Raw genomic sequence first — 11,868 nt, 5'->3', positions numbered from 1 at the left:
TGCACGGCTAGCTCCTTGAACTCCGCCGTGTACATCTGTTTTGGTATCTTCTTCATTGCTGGTCTTTCCAAAGGATCGTTGATTTTACGTTACCTATGGAAGACTAAATTTCGGGGGAAGCTCACTATGGTGGCAGTGTGCTGCCAAATGACCGTTTACACAAAACTAATTACACCCCCGTGTGCTGCCAAATGGCCGTTTACACAAAACTAATTACACCCTCGCCGTGGCTGGTCCAGGCTGGCGCCAGGAGATCCCGCAGAATCGCCAACTGCTTCCGTATCCGGATGCTGTTGCAGATACTTCTGCACCAATTTCCAGCTTTGCTGCATCAATGACGAGCCGGCATCTTGTACATTGAAGCGAACCTTCTTGCCCGGCTCGCTAAGCGATGCGCCGAACACGCCGTCGCCGTTTGAGGAAACCACAAGGTTCCCGTTGCTTTCCGCCACGAACGCCAGGCCATGGCGATCAATCGACAAAGCCTGCAAATATTCTCGCAGCGGTTTCAACGATAATTCCTTGGCCACCACACCAAGCACCGAGCGGTTGTCGCCGTATACCGGCCGCGCCAGCATCATCACTGATCATCGATCGATGATGCAACAGCGGTATTGACGGAAAAAACACAAAAAAAGGTCACACGGCATCACCATGTGACCTTTAATCTTTAAAGCAACACGATCAAGCCTGTTGCGAGTCTACTCTTTTGCTTATGTAAGATTCGAGCTTAAATTGCCGATTTGAACACTATCTCACCATTGTTAACATTTACGTGAATAATGTCCTTAGGCCCGAATTTTCCTTCCAGGATCAACTTGGACAGAGGATTCTCGATCTGCTGCTGGATAGCCCGTTTCAGCGGACGCGCCCCATACACCGGATCGAAACCTGCTTCTGCGATTTTTTGCAGGGCAGCTTCGGGAATTTCCAATCCCATATCCATCTTCGCCAACCTTTGCTCCAGAATGTTCAGCTGGATCTTGGCAATCGCGCCGATGTTCTTCTCATTGAGCGAATGGAACACCACGATTTCATCGATACGATTGATGAACTCAGGGCGGAAATGATTGCGCACCTCGCCCATCACTTCCAACTTCACCAGCGCCGGATCGCTACCTTCCATGGCCTGGATACGGTGCGAACCGAGGTTCGAGGTCATCACGATCACCGTATTCTTGAAATCGACAGTACGTCCCTGACCATCGGTCATGCGCCCATCGTCCAGCACCTGCAACAGTACATTGAAGACATCTGGATGCGCCTTCTCGATTTCATCGAGCAGGATCACGCTGTATGGCTTACGCCGCACCAGCTCGGTCAAATAACCGCCCTCTTCATAACCGACATAACCAGGCGGCGCGCCGATCAGGCGCGCTACCGAGTGCTTCTCCATGAACTCGCTCATGTCGATGCGGATCAAGGAATCGGTACTATCGAAGAGAAAGCTGGCGAGCGCCTTGCACAACTCGGTCTTGCCGACTCCGGTCGGCCCCAGGAACATGAACGACCCATACGGCCGGTCAGGATCGCTCAAGCCAGCACGCGAACGGCGGATCGCATCGGAAACCGCGACAATGGCTTCATCCTGGCCCACCACGCAGCGATGCAGCTCATCTTCCATGCTGACCAGCTTCTCGCGCTCGCCTTGCAGCATCTTCGATACCGGAATGCCTGTGATACGCGAGACAATTTCAGCAATTTCATCCGCCCCTACCTGAGTGCGAACCAGTTGCGGCTTGCCGCCAGCGTCTGGATGCTGGGCCGCCAAGGCGTCCTGTCTGGACTGCGTTTCCAGCGCCTTTTCCAGCTCGTTGAGCTTGCCGTACTTCAGCTCGGACACCTTTTGCCAATCGCTGTTCCGGGTTGCTTCGTCGATTTGCAGGCGCAGCTTTTCGATCTCTTCCTTGAGATGCTTGCTGCCTTGCGCACTGGCTTTCTCGGACTTCCAGATTTCTTCCAGATCGGCATATTCACGGGACAGCTTGTCGATTTCCTCTTCGATCAAGGCAAAACGTTTTTGCGACGATTCATCTTTCTCACGCCGCACGGCTTCACGCTCGATCTTGAGTTGAATCAGACGACGATCCAGCTTGTCCATCACTTCCGGCTTGGAGTCGATTTCAATCTTGATTTTGGCCGCAGCCTCGTCGATCAGGTCGATGGCCTTGTCCGGCAAGAAGCGATCGGTAATATAACGGTGCGATAACTCGGCCGCGGCGACGATGGCCGGATCGGTGATTTGCACGCCATGATGGACTTCGTATTTTTCTTGCAATCCGCGCAGAATCGCAATCGTTGCCTCAACACTTGGCTCGTCGACCAGGATTTTCTGGAAACGACGCTCAAGCGCAGCGTCTTTCTCGATGTACTTGCGATACTCATCCAGTGTGGTCGCTCCGACGCAATGCAATTCGCCGCGCGCCAGCGCCGGCTTGAGCATATTGCCAGCATCCATCGCGCCTTCTGCCTTACCTGCACCGACCATGGTGTGCAATTCATCGATAAAGACAATGGTTTGTCCTTCGTCCTGCGCAATTTCCTTCAAGACCGCTTTCAGGCGCTCCTCGAACTCACCGCGGAATTTAGCCCCCGCCAGCAAGGTCGCCATGTCGAGCGACAACACGCGTTTCGATTTCAGGCTGTCAGGCACTTCACCGTTGACGATTCGTTGCGCCAGCCCCTCGACAATCGCTGTCTTGCCAACCCCCGGCTCGCCGATCAATACCGGATTGTTCTTGCTGCGCCGTTGCAAGATTTGGATTGCACGGCGGATTTCATCGTCGCGACCAATGACCGGATCGAGCTTGCCAAGGCGCGCCCGTTCGGTCAGGTCCAGCGCGTATTTTTTCAGGGCCTCGCGTTGCCCTTCTTGATCTTGCGAAGCGACATTGGCGCCGCCGCGCACGGCCGTGATTGCGGCTTCCAGCGCCTTGCGGGTCAAGCCGTTTTCTCGGACCAGGCGGCCGGCATCGGATTTATCGTCTAGCAGCGCCAACAACAACATCTCGCTGGCGATGAATTGATCGCCACGCTTTCGCGCTTCCTTATCGGCCAGGTTGAGCAGGCCCAGCAGCTCGCGGCCGATCTGCACTTCACCGCCATTGCCCGACACCTTGGGCAAACGCTCCAGCGCAGCCTTCAGAGCAGCGCTCAGCGCGGCCACATTGACACCGGCGCGCTGCAACAAGGAAGTAGCATTGCCATCGTCCTGCTGCAACAATGCCAGCAACGCATGCACCGGCTCAATATACTGATTATCATTGCCGACCGCCTGACTCTGGGCGTCAGAAATGGCTTCCTGCAGTTTTGTAGTCAATTTATCGAAACGCATGGTTCCTCCAAAATATCTAATAACTAGAAAATTGGGACAGGCCAGCTTATTTCAAGCGCATTCTGCGCGGCCGATAAAATGAAAAATCAACATGCGATGGCGCGATATGTCGCAAAGCCGGCGATGCACAAAATGATCGAGCCGCACAAATGCAACAACACATGCCCCAGGAACCAGGCATAGTCACCGCGCTGCAGCAATATCATCGACTCCGCCGAAAAGGTCGAAAAAGTGGTCAGACCACCCAAAAAACCGGTTACCACCAGCAGCCGCCATTCAACCGGCAGCAACGGATGGGATTCAAAAAAACCCACTGCCAGACCGGCCATGTATCCGCCGGCCAAATTAACCAACAACGTACCTAATGGCAAGTGATTTTGATAGGCGCCCAGCCAGATGCTCGCCAACCAACGCAACCAGGCGCCTAAGGCCGCACCGAGGCCAACCGCCAGCCAGCTCATTTCTTGCCTTCCCGAATCGGCAGCGGCAACGCGTCTGGCTGCCATTTCGCCAAGGCAGCATCATCGCTGCTGCGCGCATCGACCCAACGTGCGCCCTCTGGAGTGCGTTCCTTTTTCCAGAACGGTGCTTCAGTCTTTAGATAATCGATAATGAATTCGCAAGCAGCAAAGGCCTCGCCGCGATGGGCCGCGCTGACCGCCACCAGCACAATCTGATCTAGCGGCAGTAACGGGCCGATACGATGGATCACCAGCGCATCGAAAATCTGCCAGCGTTGTTTGGCCTGATCGACGATGGCGGCCAGCGCTTTCTCGGTCATGCCGGGATAATGTTCCAACTTCATCTGGGCAATCGAACTACCCTCATTGAGATCGCGCACGGTGCCCAAAAAACTGACAACGGCACCAATTTTCGGATTGGCCAGCCGTAGCTGAGCCAGTTCTGCCGCCAGATCAAAATCCTCGGTCTGAACCCGGATTGGCATAGTGAAAAACCTCGTTAGTAGGTGGGTGGCACTCCCGACCGTCTTGCGCAGGCAGGAGCGGATTAAAATCAGCCACCGGTCACCGGCGGGAAAAATGCTACTTCGCCGTTATCCGTCAGCACTGTATCTGCACTTGCCAGTTCTTGGTTGAATGCCATTCGCAACGCTCGCCCATCAGCCAGCGCCGCCGCCCAGATCCCGCCGCGTGCTCGCAGGCAGTCGCGCACATCGCCCACAGTGACAACGGTGGCTGGCAATTCCAGCGTTTCCTGAGATAAATTCAGCGCCTCGCGGAGGCTGGCAAAAAAGCGTAACTGTATTTACATTAATTACATTCTCATTTTCAATCAATTACAAGAACCGGTGCCGTCACCTTACGCACCCATTACCAATGACGATACCAGCTCTCCTTACATCAACATCCCAATGTCGCGAACGGCAGAAAGCGCAGCGTGTCGCCAATGGCAATCGCTTGTCCAGGCGGATTATCGACCAGACCATCGCCCCACACGGTCGAAGTCAGAACACCCGAGCCTTGATGCGGGAACAGGTCGAGGCCACCGGCGGCATTGATTTTAACGCGCAAAAATTCGCGCCGCCGATCAGGCTTGGGCCAGTTGAAGTCGGCACGCATCGGCATCGCCTGCGGCGCCAGTTCGCTCGCCGTCGCGCCTTGCTGATACAAGATAAAAGGCCGTACGAAAATCAGGAACGTCACAAAGCTGGAGACCGGGTTGCCGGGCAGGCCGATGAAAAAAGCCGTGTCACCAGCAGCCCGATGTATTTCTCCAAAAGCCAGCGGCTTACCTGGCTTCATCGCAATCTGCCACATGTTCAAACACCCTTCCGCTGCCACCGCCGGTCTGACGTGATCTTCCTCGCCCACAGATACGCCGCCTGAAGTGAGTATCAGATCACGCTCCCGTGCAGCATCGCGCAAGGCGTCGCGGGTGGCTTGCAGATTGTCCGGCACGATGCTGTAATCACTAATCTCGCAGCCCAGATTCTCCAGCAAAGCGCGCAATACAAAACGGTTCGAGTTGTAGATCGCACCCGGCTTCAGCGGCTCTCCTGGCATCGCCAGTTCGTCGCCAGTAAAAAATATCGCGACTCGCAGCTTGCGCAACACTGGCAATTTTTCCAGACCGACCGAAGCCGCCAAGCCCAGATGCTGTGGCCGCAAGCGCGTTCCGGCCGCCAGAATGACGCTACCGCTGCGAATGTCTTCGCCGGCACGGCGCACCCATTCACCGCTTGCCGGCGCGTGCTTGATCAGCACAGCGTCGCCATCGAGTTCACACATTTCCTGCATTACCACTGCATCGGCACCGGCAGGGATCATCGCCCCGGTAAAAATACGCGCCGCGGTGCAAGGCTGCAAAGGCGCACCGACGTGCCCGGCCGGAATCCGCTGCGCTACCGGCAAGCGGGCCGCGCCACTGACGCAATCCGCCGCACGAACCGCATAGCCGTCCATTTGCGTATCGTCCGCCGGCGGCACATTCAACTGGGAAGTCTGCGCCGCAGCCAGCATGCGGCCATTGGCAGCCAGCGTTGGCAGCAGTTCTATCGCGTCATCTTTGAGCAGCGGCCGCTGCGCAGCTAGCAACACTTGCAACGCAGCGGAGACATCCAACATCGGCGGTTTTTGCATCATTCTTGATTTGTTTATCTGTCGGTATGCGGCGATTACAAGCCAGTATGGGTCGCGATGAATTGCTTCACCAGCGCGACGTCGGCTGCCATCACTTCAAAGCGTTGCGGCAGCGCCTCAATATGTTCAAAACCGGCGGGGCGCTCCGCATCGCGCCCTAAAGCTTCGCGAATGGTTTCATTAAACTTGGCAGGCAATGCCGTTTCCAGCACGATCATCGGCACTCCCGGCTTCACATACCCGCGCGCTACTTTAATGCCGTCTGCGGTGTGGGTATCGATGGTAATACCATAGCGCGCGTGTACGTCGCGGATAGTATCAAGGCGATCCTGGTGTGTCGATTTGCCGGAATGGAAGCCGAACCGGGCGATCTTCGCGAATTCGTCGCCGTCGCTGCCGGGGCCGCCCGCCAGATTGAAGCCGCCTTCTGTCTCAACCTTATGAAACAAAGCGCGCACGCGTTCGCTGTCGCCATCCAGTAAATCATGGATGAAACGCTCAAAGTTGGACGCCTTGCTGATATCCATGCTCGGGCTGCTGGTGTGATAGGTCTCGGCCGCCTTGCGCACCCGGTAGATGCCGGTGCGAAAGAATTCATCGAGCACGTCGTTCTCGTTGGTGGCAGCGACCAGCTTATCGATCGGCAAGCCCATCATGCGCGCAATATGGCCAGCGCAGATATTGCCAAAATTACCAGAGGGAACGGTAAAAGACACTTTCTGGTCGTTGCTGGTGGTTGCGCTCAGATAGCCGCGGAAGTAGTACACCACCTGCGCCACTACCCGCGCCCAGTTGATCGAGTTGACGGTGCCGATTTTCTGCGCGGCCTTGAATGGATGATCGTTGGACACCGCCTTGACCATGTCCTGGCAATCGTCGAACACACCCTCGACCGCGATATTGAAAATGTTAGGATCCTGCAGACTGAACATCTGCGCGCTCTGAAATGCACTCATTTTCTGGTGCGGCGACAGCATGAAGACACGGATGTCCTGCTTGCCGCGCATTGCATATTCGGCGGCGCTGCCAGTATCGCCGGAGGTGGCGCCGAAAATATTCAGTTTGGCGTCGTTCTTCGCCAGCGTGTATTCGAACAGATTGCCCAACAACTGCATCGCCATATCCTTGAAGGCCAGCGTCGGGCCATTGGACAATGCCTGCAACAGTAGTTTGCCGCCGTCCTTCTCCTCCAGCACACGCAACGGCGTGATCTGGCCCGCATCGTCGCCAGCGCGCGCGTTGCAATAGACGCTTGAGGTATAAGTCTTGTGCGTCAGCGCCTTCAGGTCGGCTTCCGGCAGGTCGGTCGCAAACTTCTTCAGGATTTCAAATGCCAGATCCGCATACGACAGGCTACGCCATGCATCGAGCTCGCTACCGGTCACCTGCGGGTATTCGACCGGCAAATAAAGACCGCCATCCGGAGCCAACCCACCAAGCAGGATTTCAGAAAAATTTTGTGCAGCGGCCTGGCCGCGGGTCGAGACATATTGCATAAGATTGAATGAGGTTTTGTAGTTACGAATACCGACGGGATCTGAAGTCTGGGGTCTGTTGAAGAAAGAAGAAAATACACAGTACACGAACGAACACGAACGAATCAGCGACAAAGAATCCTTACTGCCCCGCACATTATAGCCGCCGCAATCCAGCAGCTGTGAACTTTGCATCATTCGATCACGATACAAATATTGGGCACTGCATCCTGATTGCCACACTGATACAATACCGCTCCTAAGCCAAGGCTAAAGAAACGCCTGAGAGGCCAGCGCGCCCTCGAAAAAGTAATTTTATAGCGAACCTCGTGGCGCTGACCTCATACCGCTTGCAACTCATTCAATTGTTATGACACCTCCAATTCCAACCTCCCAGTCTTCCGACCCACAAAACGGCGCGGCGATGCTCGACGAATATCCGATGTCCGGCAGCCTGTTCATGGTCGTAGCGCCTTCCGGCGCCGGCAAATCGACGCTGGTCAACGCGCTGCTGGCACAAGAACCGGCCATCAAACTGTCGATCTCTTACACCACGCGCGCCCCCCGCCCAAGTGAGCAGGACGGCCGCGAATATCACTTCACAACGGCGGACGATTTCCGCGCCCGCCACAAACAAGGCGAATTTCTGGAGTGGGCCGAAGTCCATAGCAATTATTACGGCACCTCGCGCCTGGCAATCGCCGAGCAAATACAGTCCGGCACCGACGTGTTGCTGGAAATCGACTGGCAAGGTGCGCAACAGGTCAAGAAGCAGCTCCCCAACGCGGTCGGCATTTTCATCCTGCCGCCATCCATTGCCGCACTGGAAGAACGGTTGAAAAAACGCGGTCAGGACGAGCCGCAGGTGATTACGCGTCGGATTCTTGCCGCCGGCGGTGAAATCGCGCACGCTCCTGAGTTTGAATATGTTATTATTAGTCAAGAGTTTGCAACTGCTTTGTCGGAACTGACAGCGATCGTCAAAGCCACTCGCTGCCGCTTTTCGCAGCAGGCGGTGCGCAACGCCGCGTTATTTGCCCAACTAGGCATTCACGCCAACTTAAATTAATATCAAGTCAATGCCTGCCCGGCACCGATTTCTGGAGAAATATATGGCCCGCATCACTATCGAAGATTGTCTGAAACAAATCCCTAACCGCTTTCAACTGACGCTGTCGGCGACCTATCGCGCGCGTCAGCTGCTGCAAGGCCACACTGCGAAAGTGGATGCCAAGGACAAGCCAACCGTTATCGCCCTGCGCGAAATTGCTGCCGGCAAGATTGGTATTGAAATGCTTAAAAAGGTACCGGGCTGATTTTTAATTGATAATTGATTGCAGACGGAGAAATGTCCTGCGCGTTGGCGCATGCCTGACTCCGTCAGGCGATCGATTCAACATCATGTGGCTGACATCGAACCAGTATGAACCTGACATCTACAGATTCAAGCATGTCATCAGCTGCGACCACAAAAAAACGGGCGACATCCCCCCGCTCAGCCTCAAAAACCGCTAATACTTCCCCTTTGCCAGACCCTCAGCCCGCCTCCCAAATCGACGTCGCCTCGATTACCCATCTGACCACCAAGCTTGCCGAATACCTGACGCCTGCGGAATTGAAGAAGGTCAAGGAAGCGTATCGCTTTTCCGATGAAATGCATCTCGGTCAGATGCGCAAATCCGGCGAGCCCTATATCTCACACCCGATTGCCGTCGCCGAAATCTGCGCCGACTGGAAACTTGACGCGCAAGCCATCATGGCCGCCCTGCTGCACGATGTCATGGAAGACCAGGACGTCAAGAAGGACGAGCTCATTGAGCGCTTCGGGGCGCCGGTGGCAGCCCTGGTCGATGGCTTGTCGAAACTCGACAAGATCGAATTCCAGAGTCAAATCGACGCGCAGGCAGAAAATTTCCGTAAGATGCTGCTGGCGATGGCGCGCGATGTCAGGGTAATTCTGGTCAAGTTGGCTGACCGCTTGCATAACATGCGCACGCTGGGTGTGATGGCGCCAGAAAAGAAGCGTCGTATCGCACGTGAGACGATGGAAGTTTACATCCCTATCGCCCATCGGCTTGGCCTCAACAATATCTACCGCGAGCTGCAAGAACTGGCCTTCTCGCATCTTTACCCGCTACGCCATCGGACACTGGCGAAAGCAGTCAAGGCAGCGCGCGGCAACCGCCGCGAGGTAGTCAGCAAGATCCTCGAATCAGTCAACACGACGCTGGCTGCGACCGGTATCACAGCGCAGATCTACGGGCGCGAGAAGAGTCTCTTCGGCATCTACCGCAAGATGCACAGCAAGCATCTGTCGTTTTCGCAGGTACTGGATGTCTACGGCTTCCGTATCGTGGTCGACACTTTCGCCAATTGCTACGTGGCGCTAGGTACTTTGCACGCCCTGTACAAGCCCATGCCAGGCAAATTCAAGGATTACATTGCGATTCCTAAGCTCAACGGCTATCAGTCCTTGCACACTACGCTGATCGGCCCCTACGGCACACCCGTAGAGTTCCAGATTCGCACCCAGGACATGCACCGTATCGCCGAATCCGGCGTTGCCGCGCACTGGCTGTACAAGGACGAAGAGGGCAACCTGAGCGACCTGCAGCAACGCACCCATGCATGGGTGCAGTCGCTGCTTGACATTCAGCAACAAACCGGTGACTCCGCGGAATTTCTGGAGCACGTCAAAGTCGATCTGTTCCCGGATTCGGTCTACGTGTTTACGCCAAAATCGAAGATCATTGCACTGCCACGCGGTGCCACTGCGCTCGATTTCGCCTACAGCATCCATACCGATGTCGGCGACCAGACCATTGCTGCCAAGATCAACCATGAGCCGGCACCGCTGCGCACCGAGCTACATAACGGTGATATCGTCGAGATCATCACTTCGACCACCTCACGTCCAACCCCGAACTGGCTTAGCTTTGTACGCACTGGCAAGGCGCGCTCGGCTATCCGTCATTATCTGCGCACCATCAATCTCGGCGAGTCACTGGAACTCGGCAAGCACTTGTTGTCACAGGCCTTGGCATCTCTCAACCTGAATCCGGCGCTGGCGCCGCTGGTGGTCAAGCGTTTACTGAATGAATCCAGCGCCAAGTCCCTCGATGACATCTATGCCGACATCGGTGTCGGCAAACGGATGGCGACACTGGTGGCCCGCCACATCATAGGCCTGTTGGAAAACGAACCGCTGGCATCGCCGCTGCTCGACCTCGAAAACGTCGCTACTTCTGCCAGAATGGATCCTGTCGTGATTTACGGCAGCGAGGGCATCTCGGTGCAATTGGCGCCTTGTTGCCAACCGATCCCGGGCGATCATATCGTCGGCCAGCTCAAGCGCGACCAAGGCCTGGTGGTGCATGCGGAAGATTGCAATATCGCCAAACGTCAGCGCAACAAGGATCCGGAGCGCTGGATCGAGGTGTTATGGGGCGACGATCTGAACCGTCGTTTCGACTGTCGCATCAAGGTACTGGTACACAACGACAAAGGAATCCTGGCCCGAGTTGCTGCAGAAATCGGCGATTCAGACGCCAATATCATCTATGTCAACATGGATGATGACAAGGATCAGATGATGACGCAGTTGATCTTCACCATCCAGGTGGAAGATCGGGTTCATCTGGCCCGGCTGATGCGCAACGTGCGTCGCATCCGCGGCGTGACGCGGATCCTGCGTGACCGTAGCTGAGCGCCGACCAGTAATCTGACAGTTAAAACGATAAAAACGATCAGCAAGAATAACCAGCGCCACGCACCGGACGTTTTTATTGCAGAGACTGCTTGCGCGTCAGCGCGATGGGCAACTGGAACACCTCAATCCCCTCTTCCGCCAGTTTCTCGCGCTGCTCGGCGGAGGTGATTCCACGAATCCCGTGTGCGGCCACCTCATTGTAGTGAATACGTCGCGCTTCTTCAGCAAATCGGTCACCGACATCTTCCGTATTTTCAACGACCTGACGCACCATCTGCTCCAGCCGCATCTGCAACGCCTGTATCGAAGCCTGTGCTGCGCCAGGCTGCGCAGCAGCATCGGGAGCGTTCACCTTGCTGAGCGACAGATTCAAGTGGGGCGCGGACGGGAGCTTATCGACCTCAACGCTGTCGCACACCGGGCATCTGATCTGCTGGCGCTGAGATTGCGAGAGAAAATCGTCTTCCGAAGCAAACCAGCGCTCGAAACGATGATGTTGCTGACAAGATAAATTATAGACTTTCATGAGTAGCTGTTTTACCCAAGACAAAAACCGGAAACGCTAAAAAAACAAAAAATCCATCACAACGCCGTGCGGCAATATGCAAAGCACCACGCCTGACGTATCGATACAGTGAGCTTCCCTCGATTTTTCGTCGTCCAACAGGTGGCTTTTATGCCGCCTGTTTTTCCTGATGTTGCTCAGTGAGCCAGTCATCTAAATACTGGCAGGGTGAACGATAGCCAAGC

Annotated in this window: 11 protein-coding genes; 3 read left to right on the top strand and 8 right to left on the bottom strand. The window is 55.5% G+C overall.

The features are described 5' to 3' along the window. Positions 1 to 209: 209 nt before the first annotated feature. The 7 genes from ACIQ0R_RS06930 to thrC all read right to left on the bottom strand — a co-directional run bounded on the left by ACIQ0R_RS06930 (position 210) and on the right by thrC (position 7,430). Positions 210 to 581: a cache domain-containing protein gene (locus ACIQ0R_RS06930; RefSeq protein ID WP_395825397.1), complete on the bottom strand. Its 372-nt coding sequence runs from the start codon at positions 579 to 581 to the stop codon at positions 210 to 212. Between the two features lie 149 nt (positions 582 to 730). Beyond that, the gene (gene clpB / locus ACIQ0R_RS06925) at positions 731 to 3,334 is read right to left on the bottom strand and encodes an ATP-dependent chaperone ClpB (RefSeq protein WP_395825394.1); all 2,604 of its coding nucleotides are present in this window, start codon (positions 3,332 to 3,334) and stop codon (positions 731 to 733) included. Between the two features lie 86 nt (positions 3,335 to 3,420). Further along, positions 3,421 to 3,795 carry a fluoride efflux transporter CrcB gene (crcB, locus tag ACIQ0R_RS06920; protein ID WP_395825391.1) on the bottom strand — a complete coding sequence of 125 codons (375 nt, stop codon included), beginning with the start codon at positions 3,793 to 3,795 and terminating at the stop codon, positions 3,421 to 3,423. After that, positions 3,792 to 4,280, bottom strand: coding sequence for a molybdopterin synthase catalytic subunit MoaE (gene moaE / locus ACIQ0R_RS06915; RefSeq protein WP_395825388.1), 489 nt, complete (start codon positions 4,278 to 4,280; stop codon positions 3,792 to 3,794). Before moaE ends, crcB begins: the two co-directional genes overlap by 4 nt. A 68-nt stretch (positions 4,281 to 4,348) precedes the next feature. Next, on the bottom strand, positions 4,349 to 4,600 hold the full coding sequence (gene moaD, locus ACIQ0R_RS06910) for a molybdopterin converting factor subunit 1 (RefSeq protein WP_395825403.1): 252 nt from the start codon (positions 4,598 to 4,600) through the stop codon (positions 4,349 to 4,351). Between the two features lie 95 nt (positions 4,601 to 4,695). Continuing rightward, positions 4,696 to 5,937, bottom strand: coding sequence for a gephyrin-like molybdotransferase Glp (glp, locus tag ACIQ0R_RS06905; protein WP_395825385.1), 1,242 nt, complete (start codon positions 5,935 to 5,937; stop codon positions 4,696 to 4,698). Positions 5,938 to 5,969: 32 nt separating this feature from the next. Further along, the gene (thrC, locus tag ACIQ0R_RS06900) at positions 5,970 to 7,430 is read right to left on the bottom strand and encodes a threonine synthase (protein WP_395825382.1); all 1,461 of its coding nucleotides are present in this window, start codon (positions 7,428 to 7,430) and stop codon (positions 5,970 to 5,972) included. A gap of 403 nt (positions 7,431 to 7,833) precedes the next feature. Between thrC and gmk the strand changes: the two genes are divergently transcribed. From gmk to ACIQ0R_RS06885, 3 genes are all read left to right on the top strand, one after another. Further along, the gene (gene gmk / locus ACIQ0R_RS06895; RefSeq protein WP_395825400.1) at positions 7,834 to 8,478 is read left to right on the top strand and encodes a guanylate kinase; all 645 of its coding nucleotides are present in this window, start codon (positions 7,834 to 7,836) and stop codon (positions 8,476 to 8,478) included. Positions 8,479 to 8,521: 43 nt separating this feature from the next. Further along, complete coding sequence (gene rpoZ, locus ACIQ0R_RS06890; RefSeq protein ID WP_395825380.1) at positions 8,522 to 8,725, top strand: DNA-directed RNA polymerase subunit omega; 204 nt, start codon at positions 8,522 to 8,524, stop codon at positions 8,723 to 8,725. A gap of 107 nt (positions 8,726 to 8,832) precedes the next feature. After that, the gene (locus ACIQ0R_RS06885) at positions 8,833 to 11,115 is read left to right on the top strand and encodes a RelA/SpoT family protein (RefSeq protein ID WP_395825377.1); all 2,283 of its coding nucleotides are present in this window, start codon (positions 8,833 to 8,835) and stop codon (positions 11,113 to 11,115) included. A 76-nt stretch (positions 11,116 to 11,191) separates the two neighbouring features. Here the strand turns inward: ACIQ0R_RS06885 and ACIQ0R_RS06880 are convergent, their stop codons facing one another. Further along, positions 11,192 to 11,644: a DUF1178 family protein gene (locus ACIQ0R_RS06880; RefSeq protein WP_395825374.1), complete on the bottom strand. Its 453-nt coding sequence runs from the start codon at positions 11,642 to 11,644 to the stop codon at positions 11,192 to 11,194. Between the last annotated feature and the right edge of the window lie 224 nt (positions 11,645 to 11,868).

This window comes from Collimonas sp. (assembly GCF_044339385.1).
Lineage (GTDB): Bacteria > Pseudomonadota > Gammaproteobacteria > Burkholderiales > Burkholderiaceae_D > Collimonas.
This window is presented reverse-complemented; position numbering and strand designations above follow the sequence as displayed.